Source organism: Porphyrobacter sp. MBR-49, from assembly GCF_053628655.1.
The window spans coordinates 207,243-229,684 of the sequence record NZ_JBRJGU010000003.1; the positions used below are offsets into that span (position 1 = coordinate 207,243).

A 22,442-nucleotide genomic window follows, 5' to 3' on the forward strand; every position below is an offset into this window, starting at 1 on the left:
TTGCGCGCCGACTTGCTTGCGGGCGCGGCCCCCACTCCCTAGAAGCGCTCCGATGGCAGGTGAAATCCTCGATAACAAAGGCCGCGGTGAGGCAGGCTGGAACTGGCCCGCAATCCATCCGGAAGGGCGCAAATTCGGGCTTATTGCGACCGCGATCAGCCTGTTTTTCCTGCTCGTTCTGGGTTGGGACATCGTCGGCTGGCCGCTGTTATTGCTGTCGGCCGGGGTATTCGCGTTTTTCCGCGATCCCGAACGCGTGGTGCCGCAGGCCGATTCCGCGATTGTTGCGCCCGCTGATGGGTTGGTGACATTGATCGAGGAAGTGCAACCGCCGCTGGAATTGCAGATCGATGATGGGTCAGGCATTGCCGGTCTACCTACCGGCCCGGTCACGCGCGTTTCGATTTTCATGAGCGTGTTCGATGTTCACATCAACCGCACGCCGGTGGGCGGAACGGTGCGGCGAGTGGTGTATATCCCCGGCAAGTTCATGAACGCCGAGCTTGATAAGGCGAGCGACGAGAATGAACGCCAGCATATCCTGATCGAACGCGGCGATGGGCTGAAGATCGGTTTCACCCAGATCGCCGGACTGATGGCGCGGCGGATTGTTCCGTTTGTGAAGCCCGGCGATATGGTGGCGAAGGGTCAGCGGGTGGGCCTGATCCGGTTTGGCAGCCGGGTGGATATATATTTGCCCGCCGGAACTGATCCCAAGGTGATGATCGGGCAGACGACGATTGCGGGTGAGACGGTGCTGGCAGAAATCGGCCAGCGTGGATTGATCGAAGGGATCGCCCAATGAGCCGCGCTCCCAAACAGCGCCGGATGCCGTTTTTCCCCGCGCGGCTTGGCCCCAAGGCGGCTGAGGATGAAGATGTGGGCGACAGTTTGCGCCATGCCAGCCCTGCTGGTGGCCTGACCCTTCGCGCGATGTTGCCCAATGCGATTACGGCAGCGGCGCTGTGCGCGGGGCTGACGGGCATCCGCTTTGCGATCGATAGCAACTGGTCTTACGCGATCCTGCTGGTGATCCTTGCAGGGGTGCTTGACGGGATCGATGGGCGGATCGCGCGGTTGCTGAACGCGCAGTCGCGGTTTGGGGCGGAACTGGACAGTCTGGCGGATTCGCTATCCTTCGGGGTGGCCCCGGCGCTGATCCTGTTCCTGTGGTCGCTCAAGGATTTGCCGAGCTTTGGCTGGTTTGCTGCGCTCGCCTTCGCAATTTGCTGCGCGCTCAGGCTGGCGCGGTTCAATGCCGGGATTGATACTGACGAACAACCGCATAAATCCGCGGGCTTCCTGACCGGGGTGCCTGCGCCGGTGGGGGCGGGGCTGGCCTTCACGCCGTTCTATCTGTGGACTGAAACCGGGGTGGAACTGTTCCGCAACCCGGTGCTGATGACCATATGGCTCGCCGTGATCGCTGTTTTGATGATTTCCAACATGGCAACGTTGAGCTGGGCCTCGCTGCGGCCGCGAAAGACCATCCGGCTGGGGCTAATCGCCTTTGTCGGGCTGGCCTTTGCCGCGATGCTGCTGGAACCGTGGTGGACGCTGAGCGCGATCAGCATCATCTATCTTGTGTTGATGCCCTATGGCCTGTTCAAATATGGGCGGATCAAGCGGCGGCGCAGGCAGGAACAGACCGCATCCGCCGCGCCTGCGGACGGCGAACCGGCGTAACCCGCACCGCATCGCGCCGCACCCGCAATTCGGGCGCATTGACCTGCACCGCAAATCCCGTCTGCATCAGCGCGGCTTGCTGCATCAACTGCACATAGGCTTCGCGCGCCTTGATCGCGCTGTCGGTGATGGTGAGCACCGCAAGGATTGCGGCGAAGGTGAACAGCAGAGTGATGGCAAGTGCAAGCATGGCGGTGTCCTTAACTGACAGTCGTTCATTGTTTGTTCTTTCGCTATGTTCCCCATATGATCCGCCGTGTCAAGCGGCTTTCCTACAGGCGCGGCGGGGATTTTTTGCGGGCAGGGCAATCGGGGCTGGATTTTGTGGCCGCGCAAAGCTAAGGGCGCGCTCGCACGTTGGTGGGCATAAGGCTCCCCCGCGCGCAAATTCACATGGAAGGCGCACATACCGGTGCCGTTTGCGGGAGCTCCGCAGCGCGGTTCCAGCCTTCCAGAGGAACAACCGGAAAGGAATTACCTATGGCGGCACCAGTCGTCACGATGCAGCAATTGATCGAGGCCGGCGCTCACTTCGGCCACCAGACCCACCGCTGGAACCCGCGCATGAAGCCGTATATTTTCGGCGCGCGCAACAGTGTTCACATCATCGACCTGTCGCAGACCGTGCCGTTGTTCGCGCGCGCGCTCGATTTCGTCGAATCGACCGTGCGTTCGGGCGGCAAGGTGCTGTTTGTCGGCACCAAGCGTCAGGCGCAGGAACCGATTGCCGAGGCTGCGCGCATGTCGGGCCAGCATTTCGTCAACCACCGCTGGCTGGGCGGGATGCTCACCAACTGGAAGACGATTTCGGGTTCGATCCGCCGCTTGAAGGCGCTCGAAGAACAGCTTTCGGGTGACACCAGCGGTCTGACCAAGAAGGAAGTGCTCCAGCTCACCCGTGAACGTGACAAGCTGGAAATGTCGCTCGGCGGCATCCGCGACATGGGCGGCATTCCTGACGTGATGTTCGTGATCGACGCCAACAAGGAAGACCTCGCGATCAAGGAAGCCAACGTGCTTGGCATTCCGGTGATCGGGATTCTCGACACCAACGTCGATCCTTCGGGCATTGCTTTCCCGGTTCCCGGCAACGACGACGCCAGCCGCGCTGTGCGTCTGTATTGCCAGGCGATCGGTGAAGCCGCGCTGGCGGGCAAGGGCAAGTTCCAGGCTGACGTGTCGAGCGATTTCGGCGCGATGGCTGAACCCCCGGTCGAAGCCGTGGCCGAAGCTGTGGTCGAAGCTCCGGCTGCCGACGACGTTGCTGGCGAAGCCGCCGAAGCCTGATTTCTCGTGTGACCGGCGCGCATTTTTGATGGGTGCGCGTCAATCACCCGTCACAATCTCTCTATAGCGCGCCCGGCATTGCCTCCCTCTGCGGAAAGGGCAGGGCCGGGCGCCCTTGAAACTGAATGAAAAGGATATTCTCATGGCTGATTTCTCCGTCGCCGACGTGAAGAAGCTGCGCGAGCGCACTGGCGCTGGCATGATGGACGCCAAGAAGGCGCTGACCGAAGCGGGCGGCGATATCGAAGCTGCGGTTGACGCGCTGCGCGCCAAGGGCCTCGCCACCGCGCAGAAGAAGTCGAGCCGCACGGCGGCTGAAGGCCTCGTCGGCGTCGCGGTTGTCGGCACCCGCGGCGTTGCGGTTGAAGTGAATTCGGAAACCGATTTCGTCGCCAAGAACGAACAGTTCCAGGATTTCGTGCGCAAAGCCACGCAGGTAGCGCTCGGGCTGGGCAGCGATGATGTTGATGCGTTGAAGGCGGCGGCTTACCCCGACGGCGGCACCGTGGCGGACAAGCTGACCGACAATGTCGCTACCATCGGTGAAAACCAGCAGATCCGCCGGATCAAGTCGGTGGCCGTCGATAAGGGCGCAGTGATTTCGTACATGCACACTGCCGCTGCCGAAGGTCTGGGCAAGATCGGCGTGCTGATCGCGCTGGAAAGCGAAGCGGGTGCCGACGTGCTCGAACCGCTGGGCAAGCAGCTGGCGATGCACGCCGCTGCCGCCTTCCCGATGGCGCTGGATGCCGATGGGCTTGACCCCGAAGTGCTCGACCGTGAACGCAAGATTGCGGCGGAAAAGGCTGCCGAAAGCGGCAAGCCTGCTGACGTGCAGGCCAAGATGGTCGATGGCGCGGTGAAGAAATTCGCCAAGGAAAACGCGCTGCTCAGCCAGATTTTCGTGATGGACAACAAGACCGTCATTTCCGATCTGGTCGCGCAGGCCGGCAAGGCTGCGGGCACCGCGATCGTGCTCAAGGACTATGCCCGCTTCCAGCTGGGCGAAGGCATCGAGAAGGAAGTGAGCGACTTCGCAGCGGAGGTCGCCGCAGCAGTCGCAGGGTAATTGCCCGAATCGTCGGGAAAAACGCACGGGTCGGGTGGTATTGACCATCCGGCCCGTTGTTTTTGGGGCGAGCCCGGCGCAACCGGTCGTTGCGATCGACAAGGGGGTTTCATGAATTTGTGCAAGTGCGCGTTGGTCGGTTCGATGTTGCTCGCCGCTTGCTCCGCCCCGCTTTCCTCGCAAGCGGGCGTCAGTGCTGACAGCGCACTTCCCAGCCAGCGCGGTGCAGGGCAGGCATACGAGCTACTGGGCTCGCAAGTCTTCGACCTGCCCGACCCGGCCAGCGGCATAACCTATCAGGCCTATGTTAGCCTGCCACCAAGCTATGATGATCGCAACGCGCGAAGCTATCCGGTCGTTTATGTGACGGATGCCGATTACGGTTTCCCCATATTGCGCCTGATTGGTCGCCGCATGAACGGGGCCGGCCCACGGATCGAGGAATTCATTCTTGTCGGTCTGTCCTATGGCAAAGGGCAAGATCCGATGGCCAGCCGCCGGCGCGATTACACCCCGACTGTCAACGGTGCCTCCGGTGCGCCAGCCGGAGCCGTCCATGGAGAATCGCTGCGTTATCGTGATTATCTGCGCGATACGGTGCTTCCGTTCGTTGAAAGTCGCTTTCGTGCGGCACCGGGCCGGCGTGTTTATGTCGGCCATTCCTACGGCGGGTTGCTGGGCGCGCAAATACTGATGACGGAACCGCAGATGTTCAGCGGCTATGTGTTGGGCAGCCCATCGTTCTGGTACGACAGGAAATATCTGCTGAGACAAACGCGAAGCCTGCTGAATCAGATTACTGCAATCGATACCGATGTTTATGTCTATGTTGGCGAATTTGAAGCACAACGAGCAGGTGATAAGCGCTACAATCAAGAGGTGGATATGGTGGCCGATAACGCGACCTTTGCCGGTCTGCTCAGCGCCCAAAATTATCCTGGCCTCAATCTGAAAGCAGAGGTGCTGGCGGACGAGGATCATCTGTCGGTGGCGCCACGCGGCTTCACCAAAGGTCTGCTGCACACGCTTCCGGCGCGCACTCAGGCGGAATAGGCCCTCACCCTAAACTGGGCCTTTCCCTTTGCGCATTGGCCGATTGGCGGTTAAGTGCGGCGCACTCAAATCATTGGCTCAAGATTCCACCCGGAGCATCGTAACCCCATGTCACTCCCTCCGATCAAGCGCGTGCTGCTCAAGCTTTCGGGCGAGGTGCTCATGGGCGGACAGCAGTTCGGAATTGATCCGGCCTTCGTCGCCGAACTCGCCAAGGAAGTGAAGGCGGCGAAAGACACCGGGCTTGAAATCTGCCTGGTGATCGGCGGCGGCAATATCTTTCGCGGGATGGCGGGCGCAGCAGCGGGCATGGATCGCGCGCAGGCCGATTACATGGGGATGCTGGCGACGGTGATGAACGCGCTGGCGATGCAGAACGCGCTCGAACAGATTGGTGTCCACACCCGCGTGCAGAGCGCGATCCAGATGGATCAGGTGTGCGAACCGGTGATCCGCCGCCGCGCTGAACGCCATCTGGAAAAAGGGCGCGTGGTGATCTTTGCCGCAGGGGTGGGCAGCCCCTATTTCACCACCGATAGCGGCGCGGCGCTGCGCGCGGCTGAAATGAAGTGCGACGCGCTGCTGAAAGGCACCAGCGTGGACGGGGTGTATGACAGCGATCCCAAACACAACCCCGCAGCAAAGCGTTTCGATACGGTAACTTACGACCGGGTGCTCGCCGATAATCTCAAGGTGATGGACGCATCGGCGGTGGCGCTGTGCCGTGATAACGAAATCCCGATTGTGGTCTTCTCGATCCGTGAGCAGGGCAACCTTGCCCGCGTGCTTTCAGGTGAAGGCGTACAGACCATTGTGCAAGATAACTGAAACGCAAGACAGCTGATAGAAGAGGGGAGCCTACCCATGCCGCAATATGACAAGGCCGATGTCGAGCGCCGAATGAACGGCGCGGTGGAATCCTTGAAGGGCGATCTTCAGGGCCTGCGCACGGGCCGCGCCAATACCAGCCTGCTCGATCCCGTCGTGGTCGAAGTCTATGGCGCGATGATGCCGCTCAATCAGGTCGCCACGGTATCGGCGCCCGAACCGCGTATGCTGAGCGTGCAGGTGTGGGACAAATCGAACATGACCCCGGTGGAAAAGGGCATTGCCCACGCCAATCTGGGCCTCAATCCGATCATTGACGGACAGACTCTGCGCCTGCCGATCCCCGATCTGACGCAGGATCGCCGCAAGGAGCTGGCGAAACTGGCCGATCAATATGCCGAAAAGGCCAAGATCGCGATCCGCAACGTGCGCCGCGATGCGATGGAAAGCCTGAAGACCGACGAAAAGAAGAAGGAAATCTCCGAGGATGAGCGCAAGCGGTCTGAGGATGAAGTCCAGAAGCTGACCGACAAATATGTCGCCGACACCGACGAGGCGGCGGCGAAGAAAAAGCAGGAAATCCTGACGCAGTAAGGCGGGGGGTATCGGATCGTTAGGAACAGATTTGGATCAGGACCGCGCAAAACACGTTGCCATCATCATGGATGGCAATGGCCGCTGGGCCAAGAAACGCGGGCTGCCGCGCGCGGTTGGGCATCAGCGCGGGGTGGAGGCTGTGCGGCGCTTGGTGCGCGGGCTGGAACCGATGGGCCTGGAATGCCTGACGCTCTATGCCTTTTCGTCTGAAAACTGGAAACGGCCCGATGATGAGGTCGATGATCTGATGAACCTGATGCGGCGGTTCATCAAATCCGACCTTCCCGAATTTGTCGCCAACAGCGTCAAGCTCAAGATCATTGGCGATTGGCAGTCGCTCGCGCCGGATATCGTGGCGATGCTCGAAGATGCGCTGACACAAACTGCAAATGGCACCAAGACACTGGCGGTGGCGCTTAATTACGGCGGGCAGCACGAGATTGCGCGTGCGGCGGCGAAGGCCGCGGCGATAGGGGCCGTCACGGTGGAGAGTATCGCCGCGCAGCTCGACACCGCTGATCTGCCGTCGCTCGATCTGCTGATCCGCACCAGCGGCGAAGTGCGCCTGTCGAATTTCCTGCTGTGGCAATCGGCCTATGCTGAAATGCTGTTTGTGGACACGTTATGGCCCGATTTTGAACCTGCGCATCTGACGCAGGCGCTGGATGATTTTGCCCGGAGGGAGCGGCGCTATGGTGGACGCTGAAACGCCCCGCGTGCCTGACTCCAAAGGGGGGGCTTCGGATTTGCCTGTGCGGCTGGCGTCGGCCATCGTGATGTTGGTGATTGCAGGCGGGGCGCTGTGGCTGGGCGGCTGGTTCTGGAGCGCGTTCATCCTGCTGCTGGTAGGCGGCGTGCTGTGGGAATGGAACCGCTTGGTTGGCCGCTTTGGCGTGTCAGGGCTGGCTGAAACGCTGTGGTTCTTTGCCGGGGTGGTTTATATCGGCGGGGCAGGCCTTGCGATGATGGCGCTGCGCAACGGGCCGACCTTTTTCCCGGTGGATGGGCAAAGCTATGGCTACGGCCCGTTTGAGGTGCTGGCAGGCTATATCCTGCCGATCATCGCGGTGGATGTCGGGGCCTATTTCGCGGGCCGCACGATTGGCGGGCCAAAGATTGCACCGCGCATCAGCCCGTCCAAGACCTGGGCCGGGTTGGGGGGCGGGGCGACGGCGGCGGCTTTGGTTGCGGTTGTGATCGAACTCACCGATTTCGGCCCGGCAGCAGGCGCGCCCGGCTATAATCCGCTCAGCATTGGCTTTGCGGTGTTCGCCGGGGTGTTGATCGCAGTGTTGGCGCAGGCGGGCGATTTCTTTGAAAGCTGGATGAAACGCCGCGCCGGGGTGAAGGATTCGGGCGCGCTGATCCCCGGCCACGGCGGGCTGTTTGACCGGCTCGATGGCTTTCTTGCGGTATTCTTTGTGCTGTTTGTGATTGCCACAATGCTCGCTTTGCTGGGATGATGGGGCAATGACGCGTGCTCTTACCCTGCTAGGTGCCACCGGATCGATTGGCGCATCGACGCTCGATCTGGTGCGGCGTGAGCGTGAACGATGGCGCATAGAGGCGCTGACCGCGCATTCGAGCGCTGCCGAACTGGCCGCGTTGGCGCGCGAATTTGGCGCGAGAATCGCCGTGGTCAGCGATGAGGCGTGCCTGCCCGCATTGCGCGATGCGCTGGCGGGCAGCGGGATAGAAGCCGCTGGCGGGCGAAAGGCGCTGTGCGAAGCGGCCGCGCGCCCGGTGGATGTGACCGTGGCGGCGATTGTCGGCTGCGCAGGCCTCGCCCCGGTAATGGCGGCGATCGAACGCGGCGGCACCATTGCGCTCGCCAACAAGGAAGCGCTGGTTTCGGCGGGCGAGGTGATGATGCAGGCGGTCGCCCGTCACGGCGCGACCCTGCTGCCGACCGATAGCGAGCATAATGCGATCTTCCAGTGCCTCAGCGGCAATCGCCTGTCGGATGTGGCGAAAATCACCCTGACCGCCAGCGGCGGGCCGCTGCGCACGTGGAGCGCCGAGCGGCTGACGGCGGCGACCCCGGCAGAGGCTGTGGCGCATCCCAACTGGTCGATGGGCGCGAAAATCAGCGTCGATTCCGCGACTATGATGAACAAGGGGCTCGAATATATCGAGGCCTTTCACCTGTTCCCGGTCGGGCTGGACCGGCTGGGCATCGTTGTCCACCCGCAAAGCGTGATCCATTCAATGGTGGAATTCCGCGACCGGTCAACGCTGGCGCAACTCGGCCCGTCGGATATGCGCGTGCCGATTGCTTCGTGCCTCGCCTGGCCGCAGCGGATGGAAACGCCGCTTGCCCCGCTTGATCTGGCGGCGATTGGCGAGCTGACCTTTTTCCCGCCCGATGAAACCCGCTTCCCTGCGACGCGGTTGGCGCGAGAAGCGATCGTGGCGGGCGGAAGTGCGCCCGCGATCCTCAACGCCGCGAACGAGGTGGCAGTCGCCGCCTTCCTCGCCGGTCAGATCGGGTTCACCCGCATTGCCGCAATGGTGGAGGAGACGTTGCAGCGCAGCAATGATGCTCCGCGTCCGGCCACGCTTGATGAAGTTCTGGCCGTCGATCAATCCGCGCGGCGGCAAGCGCTCACTCTGTTGGAGACCAACGCCTTTGTTTGATGCACCCCCGTTCTGGATGTATGCGGTCGGCTTCCTGCTGCTGCTCGGCCCGCTGGTAACCGTGCATGAACTTGGCCACCTGCTGGTCGGGCGGTTGTTCGGCGTCAGGGCCGATGCGTTCTCGGTCGGCTTCGGCAAGGAAATCGCCGGGTTCACAGACCGGCAGGGCACCCGCTGGAAACTCTCGGCGCTGCCTTTGGGCGGTTATGTCCAGTTCAGGGGTGATATGAACCCCGCCAGCGTGCCCGATCCCGATGCGCCCTGCGAAGAAGGCAGTTTCCAGCACGCCGCCCTGTGGAAGCGCGCGCTGATCGTGGCGGCGGGGCCGATCACCAACCTGTTGGTGGCGGTTGCAATCTTTGCCGCGTTTTTCGCCATTCTGGGCAAACCGACCATCACTGGCGATGAAGATTCGCGCACCATCGGCCGTTTTACCGAAGCCAGCGTGGCAGAAGCTGCGGGGCTTCAGGTGGGCGATACGGTGGTTGCGATTGATGGCCGCACGATTGCTGATTTCAGCGAATTGCGCACCACCGTTGCCTTGCATCCGGGCAAGCGCATGGTGTTTACGGTTGAGCGGGCAGGCGAGCAGATCACCATTCCGCTCACCACCGCGCGGGTAGTGGAAACCGACGGTTTCGGCAATCAAAGCGCGATTGGCCAGATTGGCGTTGCCGCTGCAGGCGGGGCCTATGAACTCGAAGAGGTTGGCCTGCTTGAGGCGATCCCGTTGGCGGTCAAGCAATGCTGGGATCTGATGGGCATGATGATCACCGGCATTCAGCAGATCATCATGGGCGATCGATCGGTTGATGAACTTGGCGGCCCGCTCAAGATCGCCAAATTCTCTGGCGAACAGATGAGCCTTGGCGCTGTTGCCTTCATCAATTTTGCCGCTTTGATCTCGCTTAATTTGGCATTCATCAACTTCTTGCCAATCCCCGCGCTCGATGGCGGACATCTGATGTTCTATCTGGCCGAGGCGATCCGCCGCAAGCCGGTAGGGCCGCAGGTGACCGAATGGGCTTATCGCACCGGCATTGCGCTGGTGTTGGTGTTGATGGTGGTGGTGACGGTGAATGATCTGTTCTCGCTTCCCATCTTCGGCTCTTGAGGCAAGACTGGCGCGGGCCAGCGGGTTTGCCGGGGAAAGCGCCCCGGTCCGTGTCCTATCCGCGCCGGTGCGGCTTGATTGCGATGGGCACATCGGGCAGAGGCGGGGGCCAGATTTTCAGGGTGCGACAGGCGATCGCACATAAGGTCACTTGCAAGGGTGCATATTGAGGGTCGCAAGGGTGTGACGCCAATACGGCACGGACGGTTGGAACGGGATTTTAGCTGCATGAACGCAATAAGCGAGGCGGGCGTAATGCCGGTCAATGGCAATCTGGCGCATTCGCTGCCGCAGCGCGCGCGCTTTGTCGCGCTGCTGTGCTGTGGCTCGATGCTGGCCGGTGTGCCGGGGGCCGCCTTTGCGCAGCAGCAGGACGCCGCAACAGCGCCCGTTGCCCAGCCTGCCGCAGAGCCTGCGCCCGCCGCGAGCAGCAACGTGATCCGCACGATCAACGTCGTCGGTTCCGAACGGTTGGAGCCGACCACCATCCTCAGCTATATCCGCCTGCGGGTTGGTCAGGAATACACAGCGGTAGCCGCCGACGAAGCCCTCAAGGATCTTGGCGCGACCGAGTTGTTCGCCAATTACACGATCGACAACAGAAACGGCAACGTCGTCATCACCGTGGTCGAAAACCCGGTGATCAATCGCATCGTGCTCGAAGGCAATAAACGCCTCAAGCCCGACAAGATACTGCCTGAAATCAAGCTCGCCCCGCGCCAGATATTCACCCGTTCCAAAGTGCGCGCCGATGTTTCCCGCATTCTTGAACTGTACAAGCGGCAAGGCCGGTTTGCCGCGCAGATTGAACCCAAACTGGTGCAACTGCCGCAGAACCGCGTCGATATCGTGTTCGAAATTACCGAAGGCCCGAAATCCAAGGTTCGCCAGATCAACATTCTTGGCAACGAGAAGTTTTCCGACGGCGATCTGCGCAGCGAAATGGTGACCAAGCAGGCACGTTTCACCAGCTTCTTCAGCTCCAATACCAGTTATGACCCTGATCGTCTGGCGTTTGATCAGCAGAAGCTACGGCAGTTTTACCTGACCGAAGGCTACGCTGATTTCCGCGTGGTTTCGGCGGTGGCCGAACTGACGCCCGATCAGGAAGACTTCATCATCACTTACGTGGTGGAGGAAGGCGAACGCTACAATTTTGGTGAGGTCAAGGTCGACAGCCAGCTGCGCGATTTTGACAGCGATTCGATGAGCGGCAATCTGCCGATGAAGTCGGGCGATTTCTACAATGCCAAAACGGTTGAAGATACTGTCGAGCAGTTGACCGAGTTGGCTGGGCGGTTTGGCTATGCCTTTGCCGATGTGCAGCCGCGCTTCAACCGCAACCCTGACGATCTGAAAATGAATGTCACCTTCGTCCTACGCGAAGCGCCGCGCGTTTATGTTGAGCGGGTTGACGTCAACGGCAATACGTTGACGCAGGACAAGGTCGTGCGCCGCGAATTCCGGCTGGCGGAAGGCGATGCGTTTAATTCGCTGGCGATTCTGCGTACCAATGCGCGCATAAACTCACTGGGTTATTTCCAGGAAAATTTCGAGATCAAGCAGGTCGAAGGCAGCGCCCCTGACCGCATCGTCCTTGAGGCCAATGTCGAAGAAAATCCAACCGGTGAATTGCAGTTTTCGGCGGGCTTTTCTTCGATTGAACAATTTATTCTAGCAGGCAGCATCCGGCAGCGCAACTTCCGTGGGCGCGGGCAGACAATCGGCCTCAGCTTGAATTGGTCGCAGTTCTCGCGCTCGGCGCAGGTCAGTTTCTCCGATCCGTTTATATTTGATCGCAATATATCCGGCGGGATTGATATTTTCCGCAGAGATTCAAATAGTTTCAATTTTACCAATAATGATCGTAACACCACCTTCAAGCAGTCAACAACGGGCTTTTCGTTGCGCGCCGGGGTTCCGCTGACAGAGTTCATGTCGCTGATTGGCAGCTACACTCTCAGCAACGACGATGTAACGCTCGACGAGAATCTGTTTTTCTCGGATATAAATGGCGACGGCATACGTGAATGCGATCCGCTGCTGGCTGGCCGTTTTTTGTGTGATACACTCGGTTCCCGGCTAAGCTCAATCGTCGGCGTCAGCCTCAACTACAACTCGCTCAATTCTCGTCTCCGTCCCACGCGCGGGCGCACGCTGTCGCTCAGCAGTGAAGTGGCTGGGCTGGGCGGGGATGTGCGCTATGTGCGTTTCCGTGGGCGCGGGCAGCAGTTCTGGAATCTTGGCAATAGCGGCTTCATCTTCTCGGTGCTGGCCGAAGGCGGGACCATTATTGCCTTGCAGAACCGCCCGGGCGAAGGCGTTGATGACATTTTTCTGACGGATCGTTTCTTCCTCGGTGAGCCGCAGTTTCGCGGCTTTGCCATTCGCGGCGTTGGCCCACGCGTCCTGACCCAGCAATATGTGCGCGATGCCGATGGTAATCCGGTTCTGATCACAGACCCCGATCAGACCCGCGATGACGCAATTGGCGGGCGCAATTACTACCTCGGTCGCGCCGAGCTTGAAATTCCGCTCGGTTCCGGCGCGCGCGAACTTGGCCTGAGGCCTTCGATCTGGGCTGATATCGGCGGATTGTGGGGCGTGACGCAGCCGGTGCTACAGGACAATCCCAACGGCGTGCAGCAACGCGATGCGCAAGGCAACCCGATCTTCCTGACCCCGCGGCTTGATAGTAATGGCGTGCCGGTCGTTCCGGGCGTGCTTGATTTCACCACCAACCCGCTGGCGCCCGATGGCACGGCCAATATCCCTTCGATCCGCCCCGGCAGCGCAATCAAGGAGACATTCCTTGGCGATTCGGTTAGCCCGCGCATCACAGTCGGGTTCGGGGTTAACTGGAACTCACCCTTTGGGCCGTTTCGCATCGACATTTCCCGCACCATTCGCAAGGTCGAAGGGGACGATGATCGTAGTTTTTCATTCAACGTAGGAACCCAATTCTGATGACACTTTTCACCAAGCTTCTCGCTCCTGCTGGCCTTGCGCTTACGGCGCTGGCTGCGCTTCCCGTTCACGCCCAGATCGAAGGCCGTGTCGCCACGGTCGATATTTCGCGCACGATCATCGCGACCACGGCGTTCCAGCAGGCCTATGAACAGGTCAACCAGACCTATACGCAGCAGAACGACCTGCGCCGCACCAAGGCGCAGGAACGTCAGACCTTGCTGGCCACATTCGACACCAATGGTGACAAGCAGGTTGATGACGCAGAACTGGCAGCCAAGCAGAACTCAGGGGACTTCACCAAGCTGCAAACGCTGGAACAGGAAATTCAGGCGCTCAACAATCAGATCGACGGCGCGCGCATCTTTGCGATCGAACAGATCATCGTGCACTACGGTGCAGCCCTGCAGGATGTCACCACAGCGCAGCAGATCAAGCTGGTGATTGATCCGGGTTCGTTGTTGTTTGCCGTGCCCGAGGCCGATGTTAGTCAGCAGGTGACCACGGCGCTCAATGGTAAGGTTGCATCTGTCGGGGTGGTTCCTCCAGCAGGTTGGCAACCCAGCCGTGAGGGCGCACAGCTCTATCAGGAAATCCAGCAACGCCTGCTGACCGCGCAGATGATGCAGCAACAGCAACAGCAGCAGGCGCAGCAGGGCAACACCGCCGCCCCGGTTGGGCGTTGAGCCGGGCGTTGCGGTAGGAGGCTACGAATGAGCGATGCGGGCAGCGCACCAGCGCAGGTGCTGGATTATGATATCGGCAAGGTCTTGCAGGCGCTGCCGCATCGCTATCCATTGTTGCTGGTCGACCGGGTGCGTTCGATCACGCTGGGTGAACGGATCCACGCGATCAAGGCCGTGAGCATGAACGAACAGTTCTTCCAGGGCCATTTCCCCGGCGCGCCGATCATGCCCGGCGTGCTCCAGATCGAGGCGCTGGCGCAGGCCGCCGGCATCCTCGGGATCGAGACGATGGAACTGGCGGGAACGGGCAAGCTGGTGATCTTCATGGGGATCGAGAACGCCAAGTTCCGCGCGCCCGTGACGCCGGGCTGCCTGCTCGATCTGCACGTGGAATTCACTCAGAAGCGCAGCCGGGTCTACAAGTTCAAGGGCGTGGCCAGCGTCGAGGGCAAGACGACGTGCGAGGTCGAGTTTACCGCAATGATGGTGGATAAGGTTTGATTTGCCCACCCGCGTCTGCGCGGGCGAGGATTTCGCAGCCCGAAGCGGAAGCTAACAACAATGACTCCGCACACAGGCTTGCCATGTACGGCAAACCCGACTAAGCGCGCCGCTTCCCATTCATAGCAACGCCGGTCGGTACCGGCGTCACGCTGCAAAGGATCACGTCATGAAGGCCGAAGGTCACCCCGAATACCACATGATCACGGTCAAGATGACCGATGGCACCGAATATCAGACCCGTTCGACTTGGGGCAAGGAAGGCGACACCATGTCGCTCGAAATCGATCCCCTCAGCCACCCGGCATGGACCGGTGGGCGTCAGCAGGTCAGCGAAGGCGGGCGTGTGGCCGCGTTCAACAAGCGGTTCGGCGGGCTCAGCCTTAAGAAGTAATTCCGTTACACGCTGCGCCGCCGCAAGGCCGCGCGCGACAGTTCGCGGCCCTCGGGTCGTGGGAGGAAGGCGGCCTGACGGGGTCGCCTTTTTCGTTTCAGGCTGCGCAGTTGATGCAGCGGGTCGCGATTGGCCGCGCTTTCAACCGTTCAAGCGCAATTGCCTTCCCGCATTTGGCGCAGGTGCCATAGGTACCATTGTCGATCCGGGTCAGAGCAAGGCGCAATTGGCGTGCCTCGGCGCGCAGCACATCATCGACGCCTTCCAGCGCCTCGTCATCGGCCAGATCAATCGCCTGTTCGGAGAAATCCGCGTCCAGCGGGTGGCGCAGGTCGTCCTCAATCTCGGTTGAGCGTGCGGTCAATTCCGCGAGCCGCTGCCGCAGTTGTTCGGCGATCTTCAAATAATCTTCCATCAGCCTCTCCACTCGTTTTCGCGATACCATTTGGTGATCACGTATTTGACGCCCTTGCGCACCTTCATCCCGTGATGCAGCGTCGCATGATTGACGCCGCCATCAACGAGGCGATTGTTCCAGCACAGCAATTTGCCTTCCTCCGGCTGGAATGTCTTGTCCAGCAGTTTGAACCGGGTAGCGCCGCCCGCCTCGACGTCATTGAGATATATCATGAACGTCCAGGTGCGCTGGCCTGACAATGTGCAGAACCGGGCGAAATCATGCCCGCCCGGATCAAAGTAATCGGTGTGGGCCTTGAACTCCTGCCCTTGCGCATAACGCTGGCCCTGCAACGGTTCGCCGTAAGCCGGATCGATGCCCGAAAGTTGGGTCAGCATCGCCTCAATCCGCTGTACCGGGGGCAGATCGCCTGCCAGATCGCAGGTTTCGCTGGTGCGAAAATACGCATCACCATTATCGTCGGCGATGGTTGATGGGCGGCGATCACGCTCGATCAGCGCGATCAGATCGGTGCACAGGTCAGGCGGCACGAATCGCCGCAGCTGAAATATTTCGGCCTTGATTGTGGGGACGCGCTGCATCCCGATGTGCGCCATCAGCCGCGTGGTTACGGAGTCGCTGGTCAGGGTCATGACGAGGCACGATAAATCCGCATGGCTGCTTGGCAATGGTTTCGGTACCCACGCAATAATCTTGCGCATGGGCGGCGGTAAAACAGTTTTCGCTTCCCAACGCGAACCCTTTGTGCAAGAGGCGCCTCCCCGTCCTCAGCGGACTTGACCGCGCGTCAGCCATGCGTAAACCGCGCGCCTTGCGCGGGCTTGGCAGCGACCGGAAAGGTGGTATGCGGGCAGGGGCGTGTGGCGATCATAGCTCAGCTGGTTAGAGCGCCGGTTTGTGGTACCGGAGGTCACGGGTTCGAACCCCGTTGGTCGCCCCATCTTCCCCTTTCAGCCTGTTTTTCCTGCGCGCGGCAAAGGGATATCACGCATGACCGCTTTCTGGACTGAGGCCGATTTCGACGCGCATGAACTGGTGCAACTGGTGCACCATCAGGCGAGCGGGCTGACAGCGATTATCGCGGTGCATTCCACCCATCTCGGCCCGGCGGCGGGCGGAACGCGGTTCTGGCATTATAATGAACCGGCGGGTGCGATGCGCGATGCGCTGCGGCTGTCGCGCGGGATGAGCTACAAGAACGCGATGGCAGGCCTGCCGATGGGCGGCGGCAAGGCAGTTATCCTTGCCGATGAACAGCGGATCAAGACGCCCGCCATGATCGCCGCATTCGGCGATGCGGTAGAGGCGCTGGGCGGACGCTATGTCACCGCTGAAGATGTCGGCATCACCGAGGCTGACATGGTCGCGGTGTCACAGCGCACGGCGCACGTCTCCGGCCTGCCAGTGACGGGCGAAGGCAGCGCGGGCGGCGATCCCGGCCCGTTTACCGCATTCGGCATCTATCTGGGGATCAAGGCCGCAGTTCAGCACAAGCTGGGCACGGATAGCCTGTCGGGCGTTCATGTCGCGGTGCAGGGCGTTGGCAGCGTGGGCAGCGGTGTGGCGCGGTTGCTGGCGAAAGACGGCGCGAAGCTGACGCTGGCCGATATCAACGCGGCCCGCGCGGGCGCGCTGGCACAGGAACTGGGCGCGACGTTGGTCGCAAGCGATGCAATCATGACAACGCCGTGCGACGTGTTCAGCCCCAATGCGCTGGGCGCGGTGCTGGATGATGAAAGCATCGCCCGGCTCGATTGCCCGATTGTCGCGGGCGGGGCCAATAATCAGCTCGCGCGGGCAGAACACGGCGCGGTGCTGGCGGCGCGCGGCATTCTCTACGCACCTGATTATGTCATCAACGCCGGCGGCATTATTTCCGTGGCGACCGAATACCTCGCGCGGCGCGATGGCCACGCCAGCGATATTGCCGAGGTCAACGCGCTGCTGGCGCAGATCCCCGGCAGGCTCGAAGCGATCTGGCAGGAAAGCGATGCCACCGGCGTTTCGTCCGATGTGGTCGCTGACCGGATGGCGCAAAAATTGATCGGGCGCGGCTGAAACGGCTTGCTTGCCGGTGACGAATTGACTGATGCATGAATTGCAGTCTTGTCCGGTTCGGGTGTAACGCTACAAGCCCGACCAGACGCACATAGATATGCACATTTACGCCAACCCCACCCGTTTCCTGTCACTGGCAAAGTGGCTGATGCCGCTCCTGTTCTGGAGCGGCCTGGTGCTGTCCGTGGGTGCGCTGGCGTGGGGGTTGGTGGCGGTGCCGCCTGATCGGCTAATGGGCGAAACGGTGCGCATCCTATTTATCCACGTTCCCGCCGCATGGCTGGGCATGGGGGGCTGGGCCGGGATCGCGATTTCCAGCGCCATGCTGCTGATCTGGAAACACCCGCTGGCCGCGATTGCTGCGCGCGCGATTGCGGTGCCGGGGATGGTGTTTTGCGCGATCTGCCTTGCCACCGGATCGATCTGGGGTCGCCCGACATGGGGCACCTGGTGGGAATGGGACGGGCGCTTGACCTCGATGCTGGTGCTGCTGTTCCTCTATGTCGGATATATCGCGCTGACGCAGGCCACTGCGCGCGAAGGCGGATCATCGAAAATTGCCGCGATTTTCGGGCTGGTCGGCGCGGTGAACGTGCCGATCATCAACCGCAGCGTGGTGTGGTGGAACTCGCTCCACCAACCGCCCAGCATCACTGCGGGCAAAAGTGCGATTGATGCGACGTTTCTGGTGCCGCTATTGGTGGCGGTGGTGGGCTTTTCGCTATTATTCGGGGCAATCGTGCTGATGCGGATGCGTGCGCTGATCGCCGAGCAACAGGTCGAAGCACGCTTGCGGCGGCGCGCATTGGATGATGATGCGTCTGCGGTTGGCGTTCCGGTAATGGAGCAGGCGTAATGCGCGAACAGCTCAACCAGTGGGATTTTGTGATGTTGGCCTATGCCGTCAGCGCGATTGCGCTTGGCGGGTTGATCATTTGGGCGTGGCGCGCAATGCGCCGGGCCGAAGCGCGGCGCGATGCCGTGCGCCGGCGCTGAGGTAAGGAAACGCCATGAAAGCCAAGCATCAACGCCTTATCCTCATCATCGCCGCGCTGATCGCGATTATCGGCGCGGGCCTGATCGCGGCGTGGACTTTGCGCAATCAGGCCAACTATTTTTACCTACCCGAACAGATGGCGGCTACACCCCCGTCGGTCGGGCAAGCGGTGCGCCTTGGCGGGATGGTGCAGCCTGGATCGCTTGCCACCGAAGCGGACGGAGTGACGGTCAATTTCATGGTCACCGGCAACACCGAAGATGCGATCCCCGTGCGGTATAGCGGCATCCTGCCCGATCTGTTCGTCGAAGGATCGGGTGTGGTTGCGGAGGGAAGCCTTGGCGCGAACGGCGTGTTCATGGCCACCAACCTGCTGGCCAAGCATGACGAAAATTACGTGCCTAAGGAACTCGAAGGCATGGGAACCGCGCAAGCGGCAAAGATGGCCGCTGATACCACGGTGGGGCTGACGCAATGATCGCCGAAATCGGACTGGCCGCGCTGTGGCTCGCCGCTGCGCTGGCGGTGTTGCAGATGGTGTCAGGCGCGTTTGCGCTGCGTAGCGCAGAGGGCGAGGCCAATCCGCTGGCGATCTATGCTCGGCCCGCCGCTGTGGTACAGGCGCTGTTGGCGGGGCTGGCCTTCACGATGCTGGTATGGGCGTTTGCGGTCACTGATCTGTCGATCAAGCTGGTCGCGGCCAATTCGCATTCGATGAAGCCGATGATTTACAAGCTCACCGGAACATGGGGCAATCACGAAGGATCGATGCTGTTGTGGGTCGGCGTGCTGGCGCTGTCGGGCGGCTTGCTCGCCCTGTTTGAGCGCCGCCTGCAAGAACGCACCATGGGCGCGACGCTGGCCGTGCAGGGGTTTGTGGCGCTGGGGTTCTATGCGTTTCTGCTGTTGTCCTCCAACCCGTTTGAACGGCTGCCGGTGCCCGCGATCGAGGGTTCCGGGCTCAACCCGCTGTTGCAGGATATTGGTCTCGCGTTTCACCCACCCACGCTTTACGCGGGCTATGTCGGGCTGTCGGTGGCGTTCAGTCTGGCGATGGGCGCGTTGTTGACGCGTGAGGTCAATCCCACCTTCGCCCGAGTGATGCGCCCGTGGGTGCTGGGGGCGTGGGTGCTGCTGACCTTCGGGATCACGGCGGGGTCATACTGGGCCTATTATGAACTCGGCTGGGGCGGCTGGTGGTTCTGGGATCCGGTCGAAAATGCCTCGCTGATGCCGTGGCTGGCGGCGACTGCGCTGCTGCACTCTGTGGCTGTGCTCGCCGCGCGCGATGCGCTGCGCACGTGGACGATCATGCTGGGCGTGCTGGCGTTCTCGATGTCGATGCTGGGCACGTTTCTGGTGCGTTCGGGCGTGCTGACGAGCGTTCACGCCTTTGCGGTCGATCCGCAACGCGGAGCGTTCATTCTCGTTCTACTCGGCCTATATATCGGCGGGGCCTTCACGATTTTTGCCCTGCGCGCAGGCGCGGTGGCGGAAGGCAAGCGGTTTTCCTTCAGCAGCCGCGAAGGTGCGCTGGTGTTCAATAATGTGATGCTGTCGGCGATCCTCGCGATCGTGCTGCTCGGCACACTCTATCCACTGCTGACCGAGGCGTTTGATGTGCGGGTGTCGGTCGGCCCGCCCTATTTCAACCCGGCGAGCGCGATGTTCGCGATTCCGATGTTTCTGGTGATGGCGGTCGGCCCGCTGCTGCGGTGGAAGGAGGACAACCCCCGGCGCATCCGGTTTGAAGTGCTGCTCGTCGCCGCCATTTTGATCGGCGTGATCGGGCTGGTGAGTTTCTTCGGCCAATTCGCATTGCTGCCGCTGCTGGGCCTCGGGCTTGCCGCAGCGCTGGGTGTTGCTGCGTTCCTGCCGCTGCGAGGGCGCAGCCTGACCCGGGTGCCAGTGGCGACGTGGGGCATGGTGATGGCCCATTTCGGGATCGCGGTGTCGCTGTTCGGCATGGCCAGCGAAGCCGCGTTCACGCAAGAACGCCTCGCCGCAGTGGCCCCCGGCGGCAGCGATCAGGTGGGCGATTTCACCTTCACCCTTGAAAACGTAACGCCGGTGGCCGGACCGAACTGGACAGCGATTGAAGCGCGCATTGCCGTCAGCCGCGATGGCGGCGCCCCGGTCATCCTCACCCCGCAGGCGCGCAATTTCTGGTCGCCGCCGCAATCGACCAGCGAAAGCGCGCTGCTCACCCGCTGGAACGGGCAACTGTACGCGGTAATCGGCAATCAGGCCGCAGACGGACGCTGGCAGATCCGGATGTGGTGGAAGCCGTTTGTGACCTTCATCTGGTATGGCGGGCTGCTGATCGCGCTGGGCGGGGTGCTGGCGATTATCGGCAGGGTGCGGGTCGATATGAAGCGTCGCAAGGCGGTATCGCTGGGCGATGAGCGTCGCGCAGATATTGAGGCGCTGGGCACAGCGCCGGTGCCCGCGGAGTAAACGGCCATGCGCTCACGTCTGTTTCTTGGGGTGCCGCTCGCCCTGTTCGCGTTTTTCGCTGGGCTGGCGGGCTATATGCTCACTCAGGATAAATCCGAATTCGTCGAAAGCGCGATGATCGGCCAACCACTGCCCGATTTCGCGCTCAAACCCGCGTTTGATGGGCTGCCGGGGGCCGCGCGCAGCGATCTGGTTGGCGGCCAGCCGCGCCTGCTCAATATCTGGGCAAGCTGGTGCCTGCCCTGCATCGCCGAGGCCCCGCAGCTTGAAGCATTGAAGGCCCAAGGGGTAGAGATCGTCGGCATTGCCATTCGCGACCGGCCCGAAGATGTCGCCAATTTCCTCGCGCGTCATGGCAATCCCTATACCCGGATCGGCGCGGATGATATTTCCGAAGTGCAGCTTGCCATCGGCTCTTCAGGCGTGCCCGAAACCTTCGTGATCGATGCTGCGGGCGTCATCCGTTACCAGCATATCGGCGATATCCGCGAGAGTGATATTCCGGTGCTGTTGGCAGAGTTGGAGGAGGCCAGATGATCAGGGTGCTTCTTGCCTTTCTGGCGGCGCTGATCGCTTTGCCGCTCTCCGCGCAGGGCACCATGCCGCCCGCGCCCTATGCCTATAATCAGCTCGACGACCCAGCCCTGGAGGCTCAGGCAACCGCGCTGATGCACACACTGCGCTGCCTCAAATGCCAGTCGCAGTCGATCGCCGATAGTGACGCGCCGATGGCAGGCGATATGCGCCATCAGGTGCGCAGCCGCATTCTGGCAGGCGAAAGCCCCAAGGAAATCCGCGCGTGGTTGATCGCGCGATACGGCGATTACGTCAGTTACAATCCCACAATCAGCGCCAGCACATGGCCGCTTTTTGCCATCCCGGCACTGTTGATCCTGATCGTCGCTGCGGTGCTGCTGCGGCGACTGGGTAGGCGACGTAGTGATGCAGGAGATTTGCCATGATCGATGGCTGGCTGGCCGTGGGTGCATTGGCAATTGCGGCGTTTGCGTTTGCCGCGCTGGCACTGCGGCTGCCGCGCGAAGGTTTTGCGCTGTTCGGCGCGGTGCTGATGTTCGGCTTGGCCGGATACGCGTGGCAGGGTGCGCCGGGACAGCCCGCAGCGCCCAAGCAAGCGGCGGCTGCGGCGAGCAATCAGGGCGAGGCGATGGTTGAAGGCCGCGCCGCGCTGTTTGATCGCACTCTGCCGCCGCCCAATTACCTGCTGACGTCAGATGCCTTTGCCCGGCGCGGTAAATTTGCCGATGCTGCCGCGCTGCTGCAAGCCGGTTTGGAGGCAAATCCTGATGATCAGGAAAGCTGGCTCGCGCTCGGCCTTGCGCTGGTTGGCCATGCCGATGGGTTTGTAACTCCGGCGGCGTTGCAAGCGTTTGGCCGGGCGCGATCGATTGATCCTGCCCATCCGGGGGCGGAGTATTTCCTCGGTATTGCCTATCTGCAAAGCGGTGAGATCCGCGCGGCGCGCAATGTCTGGGCTGGACTGCTCGAACGCACGCCTCCCGATGCACCGTGGCAGGAGGAATTGGCGGATGATGTCGCGCGGCTGGACGATATGATCGCGCGCGCGCCGATGCTGCAAGGCCAGTGATTGCGGCGTGTTGCAGGTGCGAATGCGGAGTGCTAGGCGGCGCGCCACTCCAGCCTGAGTGCCTGTGACGAGTCGTTCTGGCGGGAT

General features: G+C 61.5%; 26 protein-coding genes and 1 tRNA gene. 24 read left to right on the top strand and 3 right to left on the bottom strand.

Annotated features, from left to right (window positions below):
- The first annotated feature begins 52 nt into the window (after nt 1–52).
- Both ACSSV3_RS05465 and pssA read left to right on the top strand, forming a co-directional pair.
- A complete protein-coding gene (locus tag ACSSV3_RS05465) occupies nt 53–805 on the top strand; it encodes a phosphatidylserine decarboxylase (RefSeq protein ID WP_354322778.1) in 753 nt (250 codons plus the stop codon).
- Entirely contained in the window at nt 802–1,686 is an 885-nt protein-coding gene (pssA, locus tag ACSSV3_RS05470) for a CDP-diacylglycerol--serine O-phosphatidyltransferase (RefSeq protein WP_354322779.1), read from the top strand. The genes ACSSV3_RS05465 and pssA overlap by 4 nt, the downstream gene beginning before the upstream one ends.
- Here the strand turns inward: pssA and ACSSV3_RS05475 are convergent.
- A complete protein-coding gene (locus ACSSV3_RS05475) occupies nt 1,622–1,876 on the bottom strand; it encodes a hypothetical protein (protein ID WP_354322780.1) in 255 nt (84 codons plus the stop codon). The genes pssA and ACSSV3_RS05475 overlap by 65 nt on opposite strands.
- Before the next feature lie 290 nt (nt 1,877–2,166).
- On the opposite strand from ACSSV3_RS05475, the gene rpsB reads away from it, so the two are divergent.
- The 13 genes from rpsB to rpmE all read left to right on the top strand — a co-directional run bounded on the left by rpsB (nt 2,167) and on the right by rpmE (nt 14,819).
- Nucleotides 2,167–2,973, top strand: coding sequence for a 30S ribosomal protein S2 (rpsB, locus tag ACSSV3_RS05480; protein WP_354322782.1), 807 nt, complete (start codon nt 2,167–2,169; stop codon nt 2,971–2,973).
- A gap of 142 nt (nt 2,974–3,115) precedes the next feature.
- Complete coding sequence (tsf, locus tag ACSSV3_RS05485; RefSeq protein ID WP_354322784.1) at nt 3,116–4,042, top strand: translation elongation factor Ts; 927 nt, start codon at nt 3,116–3,118, stop codon at nt 4,040–4,042.
- 144 nt (nt 4,043–4,186) lie between these two features.
- Nucleotides 4,187–5,095 carry an alpha/beta hydrolase gene (locus ACSSV3_RS05490; protein WP_354322786.1) on the top strand — a complete coding sequence of 303 codons (909 nt, stop codon included), beginning with the start codon at nt 4,187–4,189 and terminating at the stop codon, nt 5,093–5,095.
- Between the two features lie 108 nt (nt 5,096–5,203).
- On the top strand, nt 5,204–5,923 hold the full coding sequence (gene pyrH / locus ACSSV3_RS05495; protein ID WP_354322788.1) for a UMP kinase: 720 nt from the start codon (nt 5,204–5,206) through the stop codon (nt 5,921–5,923).
- A 36-nt stretch (nt 5,924–5,959) separates the two neighbouring features.
- Nucleotides 5,960–6,517, top strand: a complete 558-nt coding sequence (frr, locus tag ACSSV3_RS05500) for a ribosome recycling factor (protein ID WP_354322790.1) — start codon at nt 5,960–5,962, stop codon at nt 6,515–6,517.
- A 67-nt stretch (nt 6,518–6,584) separates the two neighbouring features.
- Nucleotides 6,585–7,226: a polyprenyl diphosphate synthase gene (gene uppS, locus ACSSV3_RS05505; protein WP_354323027.1), complete on the top strand. Its 642-nt coding sequence runs from the start codon at nt 6,585–6,587 to the stop codon at nt 7,224–7,226.
- The gene (locus tag ACSSV3_RS05510) at nt 7,213–7,983 is read left to right on the top strand and encodes a phosphatidate cytidylyltransferase (RefSeq protein WP_354322792.1); all 771 of its coding nucleotides are present in this window, start codon (nt 7,213–7,215) and stop codon (nt 7,981–7,983) included. The genes uppS and ACSSV3_RS05510 overlap by 14 nt, the downstream gene beginning before the upstream one ends.
- A gap of 7 nt (nt 7,984–7,990) precedes the next feature.
- Nucleotides 7,991–9,157 (top strand): 1-deoxy-D-xylulose-5-phosphate reductoisomerase, encoded by a 1,167-nt coding sequence (gene dxr, locus ACSSV3_RS05515; protein ID WP_354322794.1) that lies wholly within the window; start codon nt 7,991–7,993, stop codon nt 9,155–9,157.
- A 16-nt stretch (nt 9,158–9,173) separates the two neighbouring features.
- Entirely contained in the window at nt 9,174–10,271 is a 1,098-nt protein-coding gene (gene rseP / locus ACSSV3_RS05520) for an RIP metalloprotease RseP (protein WP_354323029.1), read from the top strand.
- Nucleotides 10,272–10,526: 255 nt separating this feature from the next.
- Nucleotides 10,527–13,238 carry an outer membrane protein assembly factor BamA gene (bamA, locus tag ACSSV3_RS05525; protein WP_454184768.1) on the top strand — a complete coding sequence of 904 codons (2,712 nt, stop codon included), beginning with the start codon at nt 10,527–10,529 and terminating at the stop codon, nt 13,236–13,238.
- The gene (locus tag ACSSV3_RS05530) at nt 13,238–13,924 is read left to right on the top strand and encodes an OmpH family outer membrane protein (RefSeq protein ID WP_354322795.1); all 687 of its coding nucleotides are present in this window, start codon (nt 13,238–13,240) and stop codon (nt 13,922–13,924) included. Before bamA ends, ACSSV3_RS05530 begins: the two co-directional genes overlap by 1 nt.
- 27 nt (nt 13,925–13,951) lie before the next feature.
- The gene (gene fabZ / locus ACSSV3_RS05535) at nt 13,952–14,425 is read left to right on the top strand and encodes a 3-hydroxyacyl-ACP dehydratase FabZ (protein WP_354322796.1); all 474 of its coding nucleotides are present in this window, start codon (nt 13,952–13,954) and stop codon (nt 14,423–14,425) included.
- 169 nt (nt 14,426–14,594) lie between these two features.
- A complete protein-coding gene (gene rpmE / locus ACSSV3_RS05540; RefSeq protein ID WP_354322797.1) occupies nt 14,595–14,819 on the top strand; it encodes a 50S ribosomal protein L31 in 225 nt (74 codons plus the stop codon).
- A 97-nt stretch (nt 14,820–14,916) separates the two neighbouring features.
- Here rpmE and ACSSV3_RS05545 read toward each other — a convergent pair whose 3' ends face one another.
- Both ACSSV3_RS05545 and ACSSV3_RS05550 read right to left on the bottom strand, forming a co-directional pair.
- On the bottom strand, nt 14,917–15,234 hold the full coding sequence (locus tag ACSSV3_RS05545) for a TraR/DksA family transcriptional regulator (protein WP_354322799.1): 318 nt from the start codon (nt 15,232–15,234) through the stop codon (nt 14,917–14,919).
- Nucleotides 15,234–15,869: a prolyl hydroxylase family protein gene (locus tag ACSSV3_RS05550; RefSeq protein WP_354322801.1), complete on the bottom strand. Its 636-nt coding sequence runs from the start codon at nt 15,867–15,869 to the stop codon at nt 15,234–15,236. The genes ACSSV3_RS05545 and ACSSV3_RS05550 overlap by 1 nt, the downstream gene beginning before the upstream one ends.
- A 231-nt stretch (nt 15,870–16,100) precedes the next feature.
- Between ACSSV3_RS05550 and ACSSV3_RS05555 the strand changes: the two genes are divergently transcribed.
- From ACSSV3_RS05555 to ACSSV3_RS05595, 9 genes are all read left to right on the top strand, one after another.
- A tRNA-His gene (locus ACSSV3_RS05555) sits at nt 16,101–16,177 on the top strand.
- Nucleotides 16,178–16,227: 50 nt separating this feature from the next.
- Entirely contained in the window at nt 16,228–17,295 is a 1,068-nt protein-coding gene (locus ACSSV3_RS05560; RefSeq protein WP_354322803.1) for a Glu/Leu/Phe/Val family dehydrogenase, read from the top strand.
- A gap of 97 nt (nt 17,296–17,392) precedes the next feature.
- The gene (gene ccmC, locus ACSSV3_RS05565) at nt 17,393–18,151 is read left to right on the top strand and encodes a heme ABC transporter permease CcmC (RefSeq protein WP_354322804.1); all 759 of its coding nucleotides are present in this window, start codon (nt 17,393–17,395) and stop codon (nt 18,149–18,151) included.
- Nucleotides 18,151–18,291, top strand: a complete 141-nt coding sequence (ccmD, locus tag ACSSV3_RS05570) for a heme exporter protein CcmD (RefSeq protein ID WP_354322805.1) — start codon at nt 18,151–18,153, stop codon at nt 18,289–18,291. Before ccmC ends, ccmD begins: the two co-directional genes overlap by 1 nt.
- Nucleotides 18,292–18,305: 14 nt before the next feature.
- The gene (gene ccmE, locus ACSSV3_RS05575) at nt 18,306–18,770 is read left to right on the top strand and encodes a cytochrome c maturation protein CcmE (RefSeq protein ID WP_354322807.1); all 465 of its coding nucleotides are present in this window, start codon (nt 18,306–18,308) and stop codon (nt 18,768–18,770) included.
- Nucleotides 18,767–20,749, top strand: a complete 1,983-nt coding sequence (locus tag ACSSV3_RS05580) for a heme lyase CcmF/NrfE family subunit (protein WP_354322809.1) — start codon at nt 18,767–18,769, stop codon at nt 20,747–20,749. The genes ccmE and ACSSV3_RS05580 overlap by 4 nt, the downstream gene beginning before the upstream one ends.
- A 6-nt stretch (nt 20,750–20,755) precedes the next feature.
- Nucleotides 20,756–21,286 (top strand): DsbE family thiol:disulfide interchange protein, encoded by a 531-nt coding sequence (locus ACSSV3_RS05585; RefSeq protein WP_354322810.1) that lies wholly within the window; start codon nt 20,756–20,758, stop codon nt 21,284–21,286.
- On the top strand, nt 21,283–21,711 hold the full coding sequence (locus ACSSV3_RS05590) for a cytochrome c-type biogenesis protein (RefSeq protein ID WP_354322812.1): 429 nt from the start codon (nt 21,283–21,285) through the stop codon (nt 21,709–21,711). The genes ACSSV3_RS05585 and ACSSV3_RS05590 overlap by 4 nt, the downstream gene beginning before the upstream one ends.
- Nucleotides 21,708–22,355 carry a tetratricopeptide repeat protein gene (locus ACSSV3_RS05595; RefSeq protein ID WP_354322814.1) on the top strand — a complete coding sequence of 216 codons (648 nt, stop codon included), beginning with the start codon at nt 21,708–21,710 and terminating at the stop codon, nt 22,353–22,355. The genes ACSSV3_RS05590 and ACSSV3_RS05595 overlap by 4 nt, the downstream gene beginning before the upstream one ends.
- Nucleotides 22,356–22,442 lie beyond the last annotated feature (87 nt).

What these genes read in the sequence shown, in the direction of transcription:
- ACSSV3_RS05545 (WP_354322799.1), bottom strand. Translation starts at nt 15,234, where the DNA reads ATGGAAGATTATTTGAAGATCGCCGAACAACTGCGGCAGCGGCTCGCG.
- bamA (WP_454184768.1), top strand. Translation starts at nt 10,527, where the DNA reads ATGCCGGTCAATGGCAATCTGGCGCATTCGCTGCCGCAGCGCGCGCGC.
- ACSSV3_RS05475 (WP_354322780.1), bottom strand. Translation starts at nt 1,876, where the DNA reads ATGCTTGCACTTGCCATCACTCTGCTGTTCACCTTCGCCGCAATCCTT.
- uppS (WP_354323027.1), top strand. Translation starts at nt 6,585, where the DNA reads ATGGATGGCAATGGCCGCTGGGCCAAGAAACGCGGGCTGCCGCGCGCG.
- tsf (WP_354322784.1), top strand. Translation starts at nt 3,116, where the DNA reads ATGGCTGATTTCTCCGTCGCCGACGTGAAGAAGCTGCGCGAGCGCACT.
- ACSSV3_RS05510 (WP_354322792.1), top strand. Translation starts at nt 7,213, where the DNA reads ATGGTGGACGCTGAAACGCCCCGCGTGCCTGACTCCAAAGGGGGGGCT.
- ccmE (WP_354322807.1), top strand. Translation starts at nt 18,306, where the DNA reads ATGAAAGCCAAGCATCAACGCCTTATCCTCATCATCGCCGCGCTGATC.
- rseP (WP_354323029.1), top strand. Translation starts at nt 9,174, where the DNA reads ATGTATGCGGTCGGCTTCCTGCTGCTGCTCGGCCCGCTGGTAACCGTG.
- rpsB (WP_354322782.1), top strand. Translation starts at nt 2,167, where the DNA reads ATGGCGGCACCAGTCGTCACGATGCAGCAATTGATCGAGGCCGGCGCT.
- dxr (WP_354322794.1), top strand. Translation starts at nt 7,991, where the DNA reads ATGACGCGTGCTCTTACCCTGCTAGGTGCCACCGGATCGATTGGCGCA.
- ACSSV3_RS05490 (WP_354322786.1), top strand. Translation starts at nt 4,187, where the DNA reads ATGTTGCTCGCCGCTTGCTCCGCCCCGCTTTCCTCGCAAGCGGGCGTC.
- ACSSV3_RS05595 (WP_354322814.1), top strand. Translation starts at nt 21,708, where the DNA reads ATGATCGATGGCTGGCTGGCCGTGGGTGCATTGGCAATTGCGGCGTTT.
- ccmD (WP_354322805.1), top strand. Translation starts at nt 18,151, where the DNA reads ATGCGCGAACAGCTCAACCAGTGGGATTTTGTGATGTTGGCCTATGCC.
- fabZ (WP_354322796.1), top strand. Translation starts at nt 13,952, where the DNA reads ATGAGCGATGCGGGCAGCGCACCAGCGCAGGTGCTGGATTATGATATC.
- ACSSV3_RS05465 (WP_354322778.1), top strand. Translation starts at nt 53, where the DNA reads ATGGCAGGTGAAATCCTCGATAACAAAGGCCGCGGTGAGGCAGGCTGG.
- pyrH (WP_354322788.1), top strand. Translation starts at nt 5,204, where the DNA reads ATGTCACTCCCTCCGATCAAGCGCGTGCTGCTCAAGCTTTCGGGCGAG.
- ccmC (WP_354322804.1), top strand. Translation starts at nt 17,393, where the DNA reads ATGCACATTTACGCCAACCCCACCCGTTTCCTGTCACTGGCAAAGTGG.
- ACSSV3_RS05550 (WP_354322801.1), bottom strand. Translation starts at nt 15,869, where the DNA reads ATGACCCTGACCAGCGACTCCGTAACCACGCGGCTGATGGCGCACATC.
- pssA (WP_354322779.1), top strand. Translation starts at nt 802, where the DNA reads ATGAGCCGCGCTCCCAAACAGCGCCGGATGCCGTTTTTCCCCGCGCGG.
- frr (WP_354322790.1), top strand. Translation starts at nt 5,960, where the DNA reads ATGCCGCAATATGACAAGGCCGATGTCGAGCGCCGAATGAACGGCGCG.
- ACSSV3_RS05590 (WP_354322812.1), top strand. Translation starts at nt 21,283, where the DNA reads ATGATCAGGGTGCTTCTTGCCTTTCTGGCGGCGCTGATCGCTTTGCCG.
- ACSSV3_RS05530 (WP_354322795.1), top strand. Translation starts at nt 13,238, where the DNA reads ATGACACTTTTCACCAAGCTTCTCGCTCCTGCTGGCCTTGCGCTTACG.
- ACSSV3_RS05585 (WP_354322810.1), top strand. Translation starts at nt 20,756, where the DNA reads ATGCGCTCACGTCTGTTTCTTGGGGTGCCGCTCGCCCTGTTCGCGTTT.
- ACSSV3_RS05560 (WP_354322803.1), top strand. Translation starts at nt 16,228, where the DNA reads ATGACCGCTTTCTGGACTGAGGCCGATTTCGACGCGCATGAACTGGTG.
- rpmE (WP_354322797.1), top strand. Translation starts at nt 14,595, where the DNA reads ATGAAGGCCGAAGGTCACCCCGAATACCACATGATCACGGTCAAGATG.
- ACSSV3_RS05580 (WP_354322809.1), top strand. Translation starts at nt 18,767, where the DNA reads ATGATCGCCGAAATCGGACTGGCCGCGCTGTGGCTCGCCGCTGCGCTG.